Below are 17,234 nucleotides of genomic sequence, written 5' to 3' on the forward strand. Positions count from 1 at the left end.
TAAACTTAATTTTTTTTCTGAAATAAAGGTAATACTTCACGTATTATCTTATTAAAATTATCTGCTTGCCAAGCACTTCTTCCAATAAATAAACCATCAATTTCAGGCATTTGGATTAATTCAGAGGCATTTTCAGGATTTACACTTCCTCCATATAAAATTGGGATTTCATTTCCCTTTTCTTTTCCGAATAATTCAACTAAAGTTTTACGAATTACCCCATGCTTCTCACTTGCATATTCTTTACTGGCAGGTATTCCGTTTACCCCTATAGCCCATACAGGTTCATAAGCTACCCAAAGATGATGGACTTGTTCAGGATTCACTCCGCATAAACCTATTTTTAGCTGAGTGCGTAATACTTCGTCACTTATACCGTAATTTTTTTCCTCTAAAGTTTCTCCAATGCATAATAATCCGGTAAAATTATGACGTAAAGCACAAAGAATTTTTTTATTTTCTTCCAGATTGGTTTCATGAAAAACATGCCTACGTTCAGAGTGCCCGATTTCTACTAAATCAACACCTACCTCTTTCAACATTAAAGGAGATATTTCTCCGGTAAATTGACCTTCATCTTCCCAGCACATATTTTGTGCACCAATAGTAATTGAAGATTTCGGAACACATTTTCTCGCATTTTCTAATGTAGTAAAGGATGGAATTACAAAAATTTCTATTTGCTTGCGATCTATATCAGAGGTTAATTTATGTAAACAAGTGAGAAAATCAACGGTTTGAGCGATCGTCTTATACATTTTCGTATTAGTACCGATCAATAGTTTTCGATTTTTAGTCATGGTTTTAGATATATAAAATTATTTTTTTTCTACATATTCTCGCATGGAACGGAAAATAATCCATACTGAAGTAGCCCCAGCATCTTGATAACCAATTGCTCGCTCCATAAGAGATTTAGCTCTACCGAATTTTGCTACATACTTTTTTGTATTTTCAACTCCTTGTGCAGCAGCGGCTTCTGCTTCCAGTAACATAAGGTGAAGACCTTTCGATGAATTGGCTTTTAAAGATTCCACAGCAGGTTCCAAAGCATCTATCATAGTTTTATCTCCTACCTGAGCTTTTCCTCTTTCTTTTATGGAAATTAAGCCTTTTTCCATTATTTCTGCAATATCTTGTGCATTTAGTTCTGTTTTTGGATCAACATTTTTAGAACCGGCAAGAAACAAACTTCCAAAAATTACACCCGAAGCTCCTCCCATAGACATAAGCATAGTTTTTCCAACGGTATTGAATAAATCATATACATTTGAAATATTGTCTAAAGTCAAAAGCTTATTTTTTGCTTTTTGCAATCCGCCAGCCATCCCGATACCATGATCTCCATCCCCTATTTTGCTATCTACTTCGGTTAAAAAAGGCTTACTTTCTATAATTTTATCAGCTATATAAATAAGCATTTCTTTGGTACTATTAACATTCAGAGCTTCAGTCATATATTTTAATATTTATTTGTTAAATTATTTTCCTTCTTTTGCATAGTAAGGACAGAAACAAGGAGCATTATAATATTTTTTTAATTCAGAATCCAATTTTAAAATACTTATGGAAAAACCGCCCATACCCATAGAAGTACAATAATTATTTATATCTGCATCGTATACAGAAATACCATCTGCTTCTAAAAGTTGCTTTACTCTACGGTAAACAATGCTCATTTCAATAAGAGTTGTAGAACCCAAACCATTGATTAAAACACAAACTTCATCTCCTTTATTAAGAGTAATGTCTTGTTTTAAATTTTCATATAAAGTTTCTACCAATATATCTGCTGGTTGCATGATCGTACGTTTTATTCCGGCTTCTCCATGTAAACCCATTCCAAATTCAATTTCATTTTCGCCTAATTCAAATGTAGGCTTTTCATTTCCTGGAATTTGACCGGGAGAAGTAGCAATACCAATACTACGTAAATTTTCTCTGGCTTTTTCAACTACCTTAACTACCTCTTCTAAAGATAGACCAGCATCGCAGGCTGCTCCTGCAATTTTTACCATAAATACATCTCCAGCAATTCCCCTTCGGTCTTCTATCCTATCTTTTGGAGCAGAAACACAGTCGTCCCAAACTCTAACAGTGGCAGTTTTAATACCCTCATCCTGAAGCATTTCTTCAGCCATGTCAAAATTTAAATTATCACCCGCATAGTTTCCATACACAAACAAAATTCCCTTTCCTGCATGTGCGGCCATGGCTGTTTGGTAAATAGTATTTGGGTCAGGAGAAGCAAAAATATTTCCACAAGCAGCAGCATCGGCTAACCCTTTTCCAACAAACCCTCCAAACATAGGCTCATGGCCGCTGCCTCCTCCAATAACTAAAGAAACTTTTTCTTTTCTCCTGTTTTTTAATAAGATTCCGTTTACATCTTCTACTTTATCATAATACCTGCTATGTGCTCCTATAAAGCCTTCCATTACTTCAGGGATTATATAATCTATATGGTTTACAATTTCTTTCATATTATAAAACAAATTAGTTTTTATACTTACAAATATTATAAAAACATATTAATTTTCCATATAAATTATAAGTGATTCTTATCATTTCATTAAGATCTTAATGGGTGGATTATATTATAAATATAAATGAGGTCTTGGCTATGAATTATAATTTTATATAATTAGGAAGCATAAAAAAATAAAGTTTGTTTTTCTACTTTTGTATAAAAATGTATGAAATATGAATGAATTAGATGTGCTGAAACAATTGGAGTTAAAAACGGAAAGGGCGCGTTTGCGTTTATTAGACGTTATTTATAATTCTAAAACAGGACATACTGGAGGTGACTTATCATCTTTAAATATTTTAGCAACCTTGTATTTTAACATATTAAATGTAAATCCGAAAAATAAAGAGAAAAAAGATAGGGATAGATTTATTCTGAGTAAGGGGCATAGTATAGAAGCTTTATATTCTATATTAGAAGCCTGTGGATTTATAAGTTCGGAACAGTTGAATACATATGGTTCCTTTAATACTTTATTGACAGGTCATCCATCACATAAAGTTCCGGGAATAGAAATAAGTGGCGGATCTTTGGGGCATGGACTTTCAATTGGGGTTGGAATGGCTATAGGAGGAAAACTATATAAATTAAAATTTAGAACATTTGTATTAATGGGAGATGGAGAGCTGGGCGAAGGTTCTATCTATGAAGCTGCTATGGCTGCAAGTCATTACAAACTTGATCACTTAGTAGCAATTGTAGATAGAAATGGTTTGCAAATTAGTAATTCTACAGAAAAAGTGATGGGGTTAGAACCTTTAAAAGATAGATGGGAGTCTTTAGGGTGGGACGTTAAAGAATCTAATGGAGATAATACTTCTGAGCTGTTAAAAACTTTAAAATCTATAGATTACGAAAATCATAAACCTACTCTTATTATAGCAAAGACAACCAAGGGGTACGGGGTTTCATTTATGGAAAATCAGTTATCATGGCACCATGGAGTTCCTACAGAAGCTCAATATATACAGGCGAAAAAAGAAATATCAGAAAAAATCCAAAAATTAGAAAATACCATAACGCAATAAAATTATGTCACAATTCCATATACCTTGTAGGCAAAGTTTTACTGATACAATATTAGAGCTTGCAAAAAAAGATAAAGAAATAATAATAGTAACTTCAGATGCAGCAGGAACGGTAACACTAAATAAATTTGCAAAGGAATTGCCCTCCCAAATTATAGATGTAGGAATTGCTGAACAAAATGCAATAGGAGTAGCGGCAGGTATTGCATCAGTAGGGAAAAAAGTATTTGTTTGCGGTCCGGCTTGTTTTTATACCTCCAGAAGTTTAGAACAAATAAAAGTGGATATTGCCTATTCCGGAATAAATGTGAAAATTATTGGAGTAAATGCAGGGGTTAGTTATGGTGCCTTTGGAGCAACCCACCATTGCTTACATGATATAGCTACTTTACGTACTTTTCCGGGTATACAAATTATTTCTCCAAGTGATGCTATTCAGGCTAAGAAAATAACGGAAATATTGCCTGATCATAAAAACCCGGTTTATGTAAGAATGGGGAGAAATTCTGTTCCGAAAATTTATTCAGAGAATAATATAAGTTTTGAAATAGGAAAAGCCAATACTTTAATAGAAGGAACAGATATTACCATAATAGGAACGGGCGAAACCGTATATCATTGTTTACAGGCAGCCAATCTTCTAAAAAAAGAAGGAATTAGTGCACGGGTTATTGATATGCATACTTTAAAACCTTCAGATGAACAAGCTGTATTAAAAGCAGCTAGAGAAACGGGGAAAATAGTAACGGTTGAAGAACATAGCGTGTATGGCGGATTAGGTGCCATCGTATCAGAGATAGTTGTTCAAAATTACCCGGTTCCCACGAGAATATTAGGAATTCCTGATGAAAATGTAATTAATGCCAAACCATCAGAAATATTTGCATATTACAAAATAGATGCTCAGGGCATTTATCAGGAAGTACTAGATTTTTTACAAAATATTTCAAATTCGGAAAAATAAAATAATACTGATTTTATTTTTTATAATTGAGGTAATTATAATTTTATAAATAATAATTAGTTAAAAAAACAGGTTTAAAACAATAATAATTTAAATTAATTTAAGAGAATGTTTAAAATTATTATTATTTTAAAATAAAATTACTCTGTGACTTTATTAAGAATATTTCTAAATAATTATTAATCAAACAAAATTGTGATAATAAATATAATTTATTGACACAAAAATGGTTATATAATTAAAAAAAATTGTAGCTTTATAGTCTCAATTTATCCGAAAAGAAATATGCAACAAAAAGAAGTAGTACAAAAAGGGTTATATAGTCCTGATTTTGAACATGATGCTTGTGGTGTAGGCTTAGTTGTCCATACCAAAGGAATGAGATCTCATTCTATTATTGAAAATGGATTACAGGTTTTGGAAAATATGACCCATAGGGGAGCAGAAAGTGCAGATGATAAAACCGGAGATGGAGCCGGAATTATGGTTCAAATTCCCCATGAGTTCATTTTACTACAGGGAGTAGCAGTTCCGGAAAGAGGAAGATATGGCACGGGATTAATGTTTCTTCCTAAGGATGAAGAAGAAAAAGAAGCAGCTATGATGTTGCTTACAAATCTAATTTTAAAAGAAGATTTGCATCTTTTAGCAGTAAGAGATGTTCCGGTTAACACGCATATATTAGGAGAAATTTCTAGATCCAGTGAGCCTGTAATTAAACAGATTTTTATAACCGGAGATAATTTTTCAAAGGATGTTTTAGAACTTAAATTATATTTATTACGCAAAAAATTTGAAAGAGAACTATTAAATTCAAAAATTCAAGACAAAAGAAGTTGCTATATAGTGAGTCTTTCCCTTAAAACAATAATATATAAAGGAATGCTAACTTCAATGCAGCTAAGACAATATTTTCCTGATTTATTACATCCTAACTTTACAAGTGCTATAGCTCTTGTCCATTCACGATTTAGTACCAATACATTTCCTACTTGGGATTTAGCCCAACCCTTTCGTTTTGTAGGGCATAATGGAGAAATTAATACAATTAAAGGGAATCGCCTTTGGATGGAAGCCAGAGAGAGTGTACTTAAATCAGAAAAAATTGGGAAAATAGAAGATATTTGGCCTATAGTACAACAAGGGATGAGTGATAGTGCCTCTTTTGATAATGTATTGGAATTTTTAGTCATGTCTGGTAAATCTCTTCCCCATGCGTTAGCGATGATGGTTCCTGAGTCCTGGAATTCAAAAAATCCAATTTCTTCCGAACTCAAAGCTTTTTATGAATATCATAGCATATTGATGGAACCCTGGGATGGACCCGCAACTATTCTTTTTAGTGACGGCAGATATGCCGGAGGACTTTTAGACAGAAATGGATTACGTCCTGCCAGATATCTGATTACCCATAAAGACGTAATGGTTGTTGCTTCAGAAACCGGAGTATTGTCTTTTGATCCATCAGAAATTAGAGAAAAAGGAAGACTAAAGCCCGGCAAAATGTTAATGATAGATACAGAAACCGGTATTATACAATATGATAAAGAATTAAAAGAAGATTTAGCCAAGGCCTATCCTTACCAGAAATGGTTAAGCAAAAATAGAATATCTTTAGATGATATAAGCTCAGGAAGAAGCGTAAAATATGAAGTAGACAATTTTGAAACCTTACTTTCTGCTTTTGGATATTATCGGGAAGATATAGAAAAGCTTATAGTTCCTATGGCATTAGATGGAAAAGAACCAATAGGTTCTATGGGGAACGATGCTCCTTTAGCTATATTATCTAAAGAGCCCAATCGCTTATTCAGTTATTTTCGACAACATTTTGCACAGGTAACCAATCCGCCCATCGATCCTATACGTGAAGAATTGGTTATGTCATTAGAAGGCTATATAGGTTCTATTCATAAGAATATATTAGAACCAATGCCGGAACACTGTAAAATGGTGGGATTATCTTATCCTATAATTACCAATAAAGAATTAGACCTTTTACAAAACTTAGAATATAAAGGATTTAAATCAACGGTTATTCCTATACTCTTTACACCTGATTCACAGGAAGAAGCATTAGGATTAGAAAAAGGATTGGAAGAAATTTGTCAATTAGCAGTACAGGCCGTAGATGCCGGTAGTAATTATATCATATTAAGTGACCGAGCTGCCAATGATAAAAAAGTAGCTATTCCTTCATTGCTAGCTGTTTCTGCGGTACATCACTATCTTATTTCTCAAAGAAAAAGAATGCAGATAGATATTGTATTAGAATCTGCCGAGCCAAGAGAAGTGATGCATTTTGCACTTTTATTTGGCTACGGAGCCAACGCAGTAAATCCATACCTTTCCTTTGCTATTTTAAATAATTTAGTAAAAAATGGAGAAATTCAAATGATATTCTCTACAGCAGAAAGGAATTATATGAAGTCCATCCATAAAGGCTTGTTGAAAGTACTTTCAAAGATGGGAATATCTACACTTAAAAGTTATATAGGAGCTCAAGTGTTTGAAGCTGTTGGAATAAGTACTAAAGTATTAAACACTTATTTTGGAGATACTCTTTCAAAAATAGAAGGAATAGATCTCAAAGACATTGCAGAAGATGCCATAAAATCTTTTGAAAATGCATTTGAAGAACATAAGGTAGATTCAACTACAGACAACTTAGGATTTTATTCCTGGCGAAAAGGAAAAGAATCCCATGCATGGAATCCTGAAACAATAGCTAAACTTCAAATAGCTACTCGTTTAGGAGATTACAAGAAATTCAAAGAATTTACTCAAGAAGTAGATAATAAAACAGATAAAATATTTATAAGAGACTTTATAGATTATACTGCTCATCCTATATCAATAGATGAGGTAGAACCTGCCTCAGAAATTATGAAAAGGTTTGTTACAGGAGCCATGTCCTTCGGGTCAATCAGTCAGGAAGCACATGAGGCAATGGCAGTAGCTATGAATACCATTGGGGGTAAAAGTAATACCGGTGAAGGAGGGGAATTGTCTGAACGTTTTGCTACCAATGCGCGTTCAGCTATAAAACAAGTCGCTTCCGGAAGGTTTGGGGTTACTGCAGAATATTTGGTTAATGCAAACGAGATACAAATCAAAGTAGCACAAGGTGCGAAACCAGGAGAAGGAGGGCAGTTGCCTGGTTTCAAGGTAGATAAAATTATAGCCAAAACGCGTCATTCTATTCCGGGAATTTCTTTGATTTCCCCTCCTCCTCATCACGATATTTATTCCATAGAAGATTTGGCACAATTAATATTCGATTTAAAAAATGTTAATCCTCAGGCAATAATAAGTGTAAAATTAGTTTCTGAAAGTGGAGTAGGTACTATTGCTGCAGGAGTAGCCAAAGCTAAAGCAGATTTGATTTTGATTAGTGGTTGTGACGGAGGAACCGGAGCCAGTCCATTAAGTTCCATTAAACATGCCGGTTTACCTTTAGAAATAGGGCTGGCTGAAACTCAGCAAACCTTAGTTTTAAATAATTTAAGAGGAAATATCAGATTACAAACCGATGGACAATTAAAAACCGGTAAAGATATAGTAATTGCAGCTATGTTAGGTGCGGAAGAGTTTGGTTTTGCTACCAGTGCGTTAATTATTTTAGGTTGTGTAATGATGAGAAAATGTCATTTAAACACCTGCCCGGTAGGTGTAGCTACACAAAATAAAGAGCTCAGAGCTAAATTTAACGGGAAAAGCGATTATTTAATTAACTTTTTCAATTTCTTAGCAGAAGAAGTCCGAGAGCATCTGGCAAATTTAGGATTCCAAAAATTAGAAGATATAGTAGGTAGAGCAGACCTTTTAAAAGAAAAAACAGGAATAGAAGATTCGAGACATAAAAAATTAAACTTTTCAAAAATCCTTTATTATCCAAAAAATAATACAAATTCTTTACGTCATACCAAAACTCAAGATCATAAATTAGAAAAAGTTTTAGACAAAGAACTTATTGAAACCTGTCGCTTGGCTATACAAAAAGCCATGCCGGTAGACCTTACTCATAAAATAAATAACACCGATAGAGCCGTAGGAGTTATGTTGTCCGGACAAGTTGCTATGAAATACGGAAATACAGGACTTCCTCACGATACTATCAGATGTGCCTTTAATGGATCGGCCGGACAGAGTTTTGGAGCATTTTTATCTAAAGGAATAACTTTTACCTTAAATGGAGATGCTAATGATTATTTAGGAAAAGGACTTTCCGGAGGAAAAATTATTCTATTACCTCCCGGATCTTCAAATTTTAAACCAGAAAGCAATATTATAGCCGGAAATACTTTATTATATGGCGCTACCTCTGGCGAAGTGTATATAAACGGACAAGTAGGAGAACGTTTTTGTGTTAGAAATAGTGGAGCTATAGCGGTTGTGGAAGGAGTAGGAGACCATTGTTGTGAGTATATGACGGGAGGAAGAACCGTAGTACTTGGAAAAACCGGTAGAAACTTTGCGGCAGGAATGAGCGGAGGAATTGCTTATGTGTATAATATTGATGACGATTTTGACTACTATTGTAATATGGAAATGGTTGAACTATCTTTAATCGAAGATCTTTCTGAAAATAAAGAATTACATCATTTAATAAAAACTCATTTTGAATATACCCAAAGTCCAATGGCTAAAAGAATTTTAGACAACTGGCAAGAAGAGGTAAATAAATTTATAAAAGTGATGCCAATAGAATACAAAAAAGTATTACATGATGAAAAAATAGCGGCAATTAACGAAAAAATTTCAAAATTAGAATTTGATTATTAAGAAAAAATGGGAAATCCAAAAGCATTTTTAACAGTACATAGAAAAGAGGCAGGATACCGTCCTAAGCATGAAAGAATATTAGACTATGGTGAAGTAGAACAAACATTAAATGCAGAAGACCGATTACTTCAGGCATCCCGGTGTATGGACTGCGGAGTACCCTTTTGTCAATATGGTTGCCCCTTAGGAAATAAAATGCCCGAATGGCAAGATTACATATATAAAGGAAATTGGAAGAAAGCAATGTTAAGTTTGCAATCAACCAACGATTTTCCTGAATTTACAGGTAGAGTGTGTCCCGCCCCTTGTGAAAAGACTTGTGTTCTCTCCATTCATGATTCACCCGTAACCATAAGGGAAAACGAAGCTGCTGTTATGGAACAGGCTTATTCCGAAGGATATATGAAGCCTAAAATCCCACAATTTAGAACCGGAAAAAAAGTTGCGGTTATAGGCTCGGGGCCTTCCGGATTAGCCGTAGCTAACCGATTAAACCAAAAAGGACATGAGGTTACTGTATATGAGAAAGAACACAGTATCGGAGGATTGTTACGTTATGGAATACCAGATTTTAAGCTTAATAAAAATATAGTAGAAAGACGAGTGAATTTAATGCGTGAAGAAGGCATAGAATTCATAACCAATACAGAAATAGGAAAAGAAATTAAAGCCAAAGAATTGCATAAAAAATATGATGCAATCTGTATTGCCATTGGCTCTCAAGTACCTCGCGATTTGCCCATAGAAGGAAGAGATTTGCAAGGGGTTTATTATGCTATGGAATACCTTACTGTGCAAAATAAACTGAATGCGGGAGAGCCTGTTTCAGAAGAAAAACTAATAAATGCAAAAGGAAAAAATGTATTGGTAATCGGAGGTGGGGATACAGGTTCAGACTGTATAGGTACTGCAAACAGACAAGGAGCTGCCAGTATTACCCAAATTGAAATATTGCCTAAGCCAAAAGAATTAAAAGATATAGAAAATCGTTGGCCGGTTCCATTTCCTGTGTATTTAAAAACTTCATCATCTCACCTCGAGGGAGGAGAAAGGCGCTGGGCATTAAATACCAAAAGATTTATCGGAGAAAATGGGAAACTAACAGCCGTAGAATTGGTAGAAATAGAATGGGGAAAAGATGAGTCCGGTAAATTTATAATGAAAGAAACCGGTAAAGTAGAAATTTTAAAAGTTGATTTGGTTTTTTTAGCCTTAGGTTTTATACACCCCATACAAGAAGGATTTTTGGAAGAAATGGAAATTGTTATGAATGAGCGAAAGAATATTCATACTGATGAGGTTAGGAAAACGAATATCGATAAAGTATTTGCCGCCGGAGACTGCGTAAGCGGACAATCCCTGGTAGTTAGCTGTATTGCATCAGGAAGAAAAACGGCTGAGCATATAGATGCATTTTTAAAAAAATAAGATTGATAAAATAAAAATACATTTTAGAGCATTTTACTGGCAGCTATATCAATAGCTGCCAGTATATTTATAAAATTATGAAATAATGGGAACGAAAAATTTGAGTATAAAATACCATTTAATGGCTGTAATTACGGTAATTATTTGGGGAACTACATTCATTTCGACGAAAATCCTTATCAATAATGGTCTTAGCCCGGTAGAAATATTCTTTTACCGTTTTTTAATGGCATATCTCTGTATTTGGTTTTTTACACCTAAAACATTACTTTCAAAAAGTAAAAAAGATGAATTTCTTTTTGTTTTATTAGGACTGTGCGGAGGGTCTTTATATTTTGTTGCAGAAAACATGGCTTTAGGGATTACCCTAGCTTCCAATGTATCTCTGATTATATGTACAGCTCCTTTACTTACAGCCTTTTTATCATTTATTGTGTACAGAAAAAAAGAAAAACCTACCAAAAATTTAATATATGGGTCATTGCTAGCTTTGGTAGGTGTCACTTTGGTAATTTTTAACGGGAGTTTTGTATTACAGCTAAATCCTTTAGGAGATTTTTTAACTGTATTGGCAGCCTTGTCCTGGGCTTTTTATGGGTTGATTTTAAGGAAGATGGAAAATAATTATCCTACCTTATTTATCACCCGCAAAGTCTTTTTTTATGGAATAGTTACCCTTTTGCCCATTATGTATTTTCAGCCTATACACTTTAATAAGGATATTTTATTTCGACCATCCGTGATTTTAAATTTATCATTTTTAGGCTTTATAGCCTCCATGCTTTGTTTTTTCATGTGGAATACTGCTGTCAAAAAATTAGGAGTAGTCAGAACCTCCAATTATATATACGTAGTTCCTTTAGTAACCTTACTCACCTCCTCTCTGGTTTTAGAAGAGCAGATTACCAAAATAGCTATTTTAGGTTCTATTTGTATTCTATTGGGAGTATATATGGCAGAAAGAGGAATAAACCTTCAATTCATAAAAAATATAACTCAAAAACGAATATAGAAAAATATGATTTCAGTAAAATCAGAAAAAATATTCAGGATTTTTTGGTATATAGCTGCCTTTGGACTCACATTATATGTAGGAATTAGTGATTTACAAACCGGCAAAATTCCATTCTATGTAACCGTTATTTCAATGATAACCGTTATTTTGGGATACATTTGTGTAAGTGTTTTAGTGAGCCGCTCTCCTGTATTTTCCAATGTGTTGGGAATGTCTGCCAATACCGGAGAAATTTATATGCAGATTTTGTTTAGAAACCCGGGAATGGCTCTTAGTAGTGTGTATTATTTTATTACTCATATTTTTGGATTGTATCTGTGGACCCGGAAAGAAAATCTGGATGAAGAAGGAAAAGTGAAAATTTCACATACTAATAAAAAAGCACTGATTTTTACTCTTATTTTCTGTATAGCAGGAATATTTTTTTTATATAATTACGGAGATTTTTTATTTAAGGATAAAAAAAATATGTATGTATTTGTCCTGAATAGTATAGCCTTTCTGTTGGGGGTTGCAGCTCAATTTACCATGATCATGCGTCAGCCTTTTTCCTGGATTTTGTGGAGTATAAGCAATTGCGTTTGGTTTATATTAAATATACTATCTCATAACTATATTTTTGCTATACAATCGGTTCTTTATGAGATTAATGCCCTTGTAGGAGTTTATAAATGGTATAAAGAAGCTCGTAATTAATATTTGTATATCAAATACTTAAATAGTAATTTCTAGATGAATATTGTACACGATATGTGTAAAATTTTATTTATTTTTTTGAAATGAATACTCGTATTTTACTTTTCAGATGTAAAAAAAACTAAATATCTAATAAATTTTTTATGTGTAATTTTTAATTTAAAATAAAAATAAGTAAATTTATCCAATGGTTAAATACTTATATGTCTAATTTAGGTTTTTATATAGACGACTCGGAAAAGCAATTTTTAAAAAGCGAAAAGAAAGAAGTATTAGCTTCTACTCAATCAAAAAAAGTACATTGGGGAGCAAAAAATTCCTTATACCTGTAAGATCTTCCCCTAAGGGTATATCGAGTACTCATTAAATATCCGCTATCATCTTCGCAGATAAATTATGAAATTACAACACAAGGGCGGGGTACTGCTCAGAATATAACCCGGATTCGGTTTCAGAAAGACCGGTTCTTTGTTAATGGTCATTCTCCGGAGAGGGTGGCCGATGAACTGGCTATACTTACTACCCGAGCCTTGTATCCTTTGGAATTACATATTGATTATAATACCCGCAAACAAAAAATAATTAACCGAAAAGAAATACAAAATAACTGGAATAAACTGGTTCCATATTTAGAAAGAGAATATGGCGGAGCGTTATTAGAGTTGTATAAGCATACAATTGAAGAACAATTGGCCGATGACCATCGGTTTCGAAAGTCTTTACTTAGCAATGATCTGTTTTTTTCTCTCTATTGTCATTCCTTGTACGGAGAATATTCTTCGGAATTAGATAAAGAAAGCAGCCTTTGGTTCAATATAGGAGAGTATAACCGGCCTCTTCTTTTTAAGGGAAAACAATGGGTGGAAAAAGAATATAACCAGGTAGGAGGTGTATTTCTTCATTTTCACGGACAGGCGATAAAAGCAGGGGTGCGCTATGAACTGGAAGTAGAGTATAATCTGGAAAAGCAACGGTTTACCATCAAAGATATTTTGGCAACGCTTTTCCGTATAAAAGAAGGACATAAAGAACCACTTACGGAAGTAAGTATATGGCAACAGCGAGAAAAAGAGCCGGTAATAGATTATGAAAAGCAATACGAAGAAGAAAGAAAAAAGCTGGATGAAGATGAGGTAGTCTATCAGAAATATTTAAAAAACAAAGGCAAAGGATGGTTTGACCGCTTGTTTGGATTTTAAAGTTAAAATCTTATGAAAAAGTACAATTTTATAGTAACGGAAAATGCCGTATTAGAATGTGGTAAAGGGATTTCCTGCGGAGTTTTCCGGTCTTTAGATTCGGAAACATTAAGAATGAAAAAAGACGGTCAGCGGGTAATGTCAGAGGCAGATACCGGAGTTTACGGATATATGTTTTGCAGCTATACCCACGAGCTTTGCCACTGTATGCCGGGCGAAAGGTGGAATAATTCCTGTAGGGCGTTGATGGTGGAAAGGCAGCGGGTAGTCTGTACCCAATCTTTTTACCCTGCCGAGCAGGAAGAATTATTACCGTAAAAAATTAGGAGCAAGAATAAGTATTTGAAAAATATCTGTCTTAAATTATTGTTAATAAGCAAGTAAATAATAAATATTACAAAATAATTATAATTTATAATCAAAATACTAACTAAATATGGGAGTAAAATATATAGTGCAAGGAGCGGTTTGCAGCTGTCTGTACGGGAGCGGTACCGATGCGTTGAAAGTAAAAACCCAAAGTAAAGTGTTCCTTAATGATATGGACGGAGCCAAAAAACTGGCGGTAACCACTACAGACCTGGGCACTACCTTTGAAAAGAATTGCTTTGGCAGTTGTGCTAAAAAAAAGAACAATCCTTGTACAGTTACCCTTACCGCCTGGAGTGGCGAGGAAACCAAGAAGAAAATAGTAGGGGCCGGAAATCTCCTTACTGAAGAGTCTAAAGCTACCTGCCCGGTAGGAGGCAAAGACTGCATCAGTATTTTGTATCATGGACAACAAGCTGAGGTATCTCCTCAGAATTTTAGTAATACCGATCCTCAGGTACAGGCGCAGATCAATCCATTGGTAGATACCGCCCACCTGGGACGTAACCTGAAACCTTCCCCGCAACTTAAAGCTAAATAACTATGGCCAGAGGAATTACGGGAATACTTTTTACAGACGAAGATCTGGAAACCGGACAGATAAAAGAATATCCGTCCCTTAAAAACTGCAGGGTGTACGGAGTAATGGCCAACAGCCTTTTTGCGTATATAGAAGCAGGAATAGTCGAAGAAAGCCGCAACAGGTCCGAAATACTTAAAGAAAAAGGCTATAAAAATTCCGGCATTAAATGGGTATACGGTCGTGTAAACTCCTTGGAAAAAGGAGGAATTGAATGGTTACACTGGTTTAGCGATACCAACCAAAATAATAAAAAAGACCCCGGGGAACAAAATATAGAAAATGAGCCCCTTATCAAAATATCCGGCTCGGACCTCTATGGCGTAGGCGGGGCCTATAACCGTGCGGACTCTATATCTCTGTGGTTTGATAAAGACGAAAAATTTCTTCCTGCCCTGTACTGGGTAGAACCCTTTCTGGTTCATCCCGAACTTCATTTTGGTGCGGCGCCCAAAGGCATGTTTATGATGCCGGCCCAGCATCCCGGTCCTTATGAGGTTACTATAAGCGGGAACCATACGGTACACAGGGGGGCATTTAGCCGGATATTGGCTTCAACGGTGAAACAGGCAAAGTATACCTACTTGTATTACGGCGAAAATATAGAGTTTTTTATAGAGACACTTCATATTCCCGAAGGGGAAAAGCTGAGCGTAGAGATATGGGATGAATCGTCTGATAAAACCCTGTATAGCACTACGGCTACTGTAACGAAAAATAAACCGGCACAGGAAGAAGAAGAAACGGATGAATTGCAGGACTATCTGGAGCAGTTTAAAGGCTTTGCGGAAGTAACTGTTCCGTTGGATATAAGCAAAATGCCCGAAGATCAGAAAAAAAAGGAAGCCCGCGTGTTTAAAGTTCAGATTTCCTATCTCCCTTCAGATTTTAGTCTGATTAACGAAATGGGGGGAGTGATAGCTGCTTCCGAGATTTCTTCTGCGGTAATCTCTTCCCGTACGCGCAAAGAGTTGGCTAATAAACCCCGGGTTCAGTCGGTAACCGGCTATATACAGATTATGTACGAAGACACCGAAGCCTATATTAGTACCCGTAATGCTCCGGTAAATAATGTGGTAGAAAAAGAAACTCCTGTTTTATTAGCTCCCAAAGGAGAACCTTGCCATTATACCCAGATTAAAGCCCAGCGTTACAAAGAGGAAGGTTTTTCTAAAAAAGACGGAAGTGACTCTGTTATTTTTGATGAGACTAAAATGATATTGCCTAAGTCGCAACCTACGATTGAGGTAATTGCCGGGGATGCAAAACCGGCTTTCCTGAAGTTGATGGCCGACCTGCATACGAATGAGGCCTGCCGCCCGGGTACCCATACCCGCGGAGGGAAAAGTGTTTTTTACTTTCATAAAGAAGCCAGCGCGGAACAGCAAAATCTTACTGTGGTAAATATAAAAGAAAAAGAAATAGATCTTTCCCTTCCTTATATCTATATAAAAGATAAGAAGGTTGCTAATACGGTAAGTAGCTTCCCTTTTAATTATTTCTGGCTTATTAAAAAAGATAAACAGCCCTATGTGGTAATGATAAAAACCTGCCGGTATACCAATGATGTCTTGATTAATGTATATCCGGATATAAAATGGGAAGTTTATGTGTTTTTAATCCCTACGGAATCAGATAGTTATTCCCATGCTAATATGCCTGCTGGAGATATATTTAAAAGGCATCAGGATAAGGCTCGTAAAATAGGAATAGCACATAAAAATAAAGATGTTAATTTTACTTGGGAAGTTCATGTAAAATATACAGTTTCAGGGCTAGTCTATGATTATGGAATCAATTTAAACCAAAAAATCAGAAAATACCTTGATGCGATTGGAGTGATTAAAGATATTTTGGATACTCTTTCAAATCGTAAAAAAATAGTAGAAGGAGAAGGCAATAATGCTCAGAATATGATTGCTAAAGTAGGAAAGAAGAATAAAATTCCTATATTTATTGAATTTAGCCTTCCTTCTTTTCGGGTAGGAGGAAGTTGGTATTATAAGACTGATAAAAATGAAGTTCAGTCTACAGGAAACTTAGAGTTAGGATTAGCACCCTTGATAAAAGCAAAAGGGGGTATAGATTTAATTGCTGCAGTGAGTTATATTCCAGTAGTAGGTCAGATACTCCGAGCTTTAGGGTATGTAAAAATGGGATTAGAATGGGTGTCATCCAAAGTGGGGACTCCGGTAGTTGCTGATTTATGGTTTAACATTTATGCTTTTGGGCAGGTAGATATAAAGTGGATATTGGCCTTGAAAGATTTTAGTGCAGAATTGCAACCTTCAATAACTTTAGGTATGGGTGTGGAGTTAGGTTTTAAGATAGAAGCTCGAGTAAAAAAAGTAATATTAATTAATGGCCAAAAAGAAGAAAAAACGGTGGGAGGAATGAAAGGAGAGCTTTCTGGAACAGCTGAAACAGGACTTAAACTTACTATAAATACCAATAAGCAAAAAGTCAGTGGGTTCTTTACTTTTTTAGGGGTTACTATGAAAATTGTAGGTACTTTGGAGATTTTAGATCCAGGATCTTCTAAAAAATTACCTAAGATAAGTGATTCTTATTCGATTATTCCCTATAAAAAATTCGGAGATTTTGAATTTGATTTATTAGATTTTAAATAATTATTATAAT

At 34.8% G+C, this 17,234-nt stretch carries 14 protein-coding genes; 11 read left to right on the plus strand and 3 right to left on the minus strand.

All coding sequences use genetic code 11. The annotated features are described in order from the left end of the window. Positions 1-5: 5 nt before the first annotated feature. The 3 genes from C4S77_RS06015 to C4S77_RS13200 are packed head-to-tail and all read right to left on the minus strand — an operon-like array spanning position 6 to position 2,483. Positions 6-800 (minus strand): triose-phosphate isomerase, encoded by a 795-nt coding sequence (locus tag C4S77_RS06015; RefSeq protein WP_105191970.1) that lies wholly within the window; start codon positions 798-800, stop codon positions 6-8. Between the two features lie 18 nt (positions 801-818). After that, the gene (gene dhaL / locus C4S77_RS13195) at positions 819-1,457 is read right to left on the minus strand and encodes a dihydroxyacetone kinase subunit DhaL (RefSeq protein WP_181044021.1); all 639 of its coding nucleotides are present in this window, start codon (positions 1,455-1,457) and stop codon (positions 819-821) included. 24 nt (positions 1,458-1,481) lie between these two features. Continuing rightward, positions 1,482-2,483, minus strand: a complete 1,002-nt coding sequence (locus tag C4S77_RS13200) for a dihydroxyacetone kinase subunit DhaK (RefSeq protein ID WP_221405097.1) — start codon at positions 2,481-2,483, stop codon at positions 1,482-1,484. 220 nt (positions 2,484-2,703) lie between these two features. Between C4S77_RS13200 and C4S77_RS06025 the strand changes: the two genes are divergently transcribed. The 11 genes from C4S77_RS06025 to C4S77_RS06070 all read left to right on the plus strand — a co-directional run bounded on the left by C4S77_RS06025 (position 2,704) and on the right by C4S77_RS06070 (position 17,224). Next, the gene (locus C4S77_RS06025; protein ID WP_105246790.1) at positions 2,704-3,558 is read left to right on the plus strand and encodes a transketolase; all 855 of its coding nucleotides are present in this window, start codon (positions 2,704-2,706) and stop codon (positions 3,556-3,558) included. Positions 3,559-3,562: 4 nt separating this feature from the next. Then, entirely contained in the window at positions 3,563-4,522 is a 960-nt protein-coding gene (locus C4S77_RS06030) for a transketolase family protein (protein WP_105246791.1), read from the plus strand. A 285-nt stretch (positions 4,523-4,807) separates the two neighbouring features. Then, entirely contained in the window at positions 4,808-9,307 is a 4,500-nt protein-coding gene (gene gltB, locus C4S77_RS06035; RefSeq protein WP_105246792.1) for a glutamate synthase large subunit, read from the plus strand. A 6-nt stretch (positions 9,308-9,313) separates the two neighbouring features. Next, the gene (locus C4S77_RS06040; RefSeq protein ID WP_105191962.1) at positions 9,314-10,735 is read left to right on the plus strand and encodes a glutamate synthase subunit beta; all 1,422 of its coding nucleotides are present in this window, start codon (positions 9,314-9,316) and stop codon (positions 10,733-10,735) included. A 121-nt stretch (positions 10,736-10,856) separates the two neighbouring features. Further along, positions 10,857-11,747 carry a DMT family transporter gene (locus C4S77_RS06045; protein ID WP_221405098.1) on the plus strand — a complete coding sequence of 297 codons (891 nt, stop codon included), beginning with the start codon at positions 10,857-10,859 and terminating at the stop codon, positions 11,745-11,747. Between the two features lie 6 nt (positions 11,748-11,753). After that, positions 11,754-12,446 (plus strand): nicotinamide riboside transporter PnuC, encoded by a 693-nt coding sequence (gene pnuC / locus C4S77_RS06050; RefSeq protein WP_105246794.1) that lies wholly within the window; start codon positions 11,754-11,756, stop codon positions 12,444-12,446. A gap of 203 nt (positions 12,447-12,649) precedes the next feature. Then, a complete protein-coding gene (locus C4S77_RS13365; RefSeq protein ID WP_260209501.1) occupies positions 12,650-12,778 on the plus strand; it encodes a hypothetical protein in 129 nt (42 codons plus the stop codon). A 162-nt stretch (positions 12,779-12,940) separates the two neighbouring features. Then, positions 12,941-13,645 carry a hypothetical protein gene (locus tag C4S77_RS12805; RefSeq protein ID WP_146106053.1) on the plus strand — a complete coding sequence of 235 codons (705 nt, stop codon included), beginning with the start codon at positions 12,941-12,943 and terminating at the stop codon, positions 13,643-13,645. Between the two features lie 12 nt (positions 13,646-13,657). Further along, positions 13,658-13,963, plus strand: coding sequence for a hypothetical protein (locus C4S77_RS06060; protein WP_105246796.1), 306 nt, complete (start codon positions 13,658-13,660; stop codon positions 13,961-13,963). Positions 13,964-14,081: 118 nt separating this feature from the next. Continuing rightward, on the plus strand, positions 14,082-14,555 hold the full coding sequence (locus tag C4S77_RS06065) for a DUF4280 domain-containing protein (protein WP_105246797.1): 474 nt from the start codon (positions 14,082-14,084) through the stop codon (positions 14,553-14,555). A 2-nt stretch (positions 14,556-14,557) separates the two neighbouring features. After that, positions 14,558-17,224, plus strand: a complete 2,667-nt coding sequence (locus tag C4S77_RS06070) for a hypothetical protein (RefSeq protein ID WP_105246798.1) — start codon at positions 14,558-14,560, stop codon at positions 17,222-17,224. Positions 17,225-17,234 lie beyond the last annotated feature (10 nt).

Source organism: Apibacter adventoris, from assembly GCF_002964975.1.
Taxonomy (GTDB): Bacteria; Bacteroidota; Bacteroidia; order Flavobacteriales; family Weeksellaceae; genus Apibacter; species Apibacter adventoris.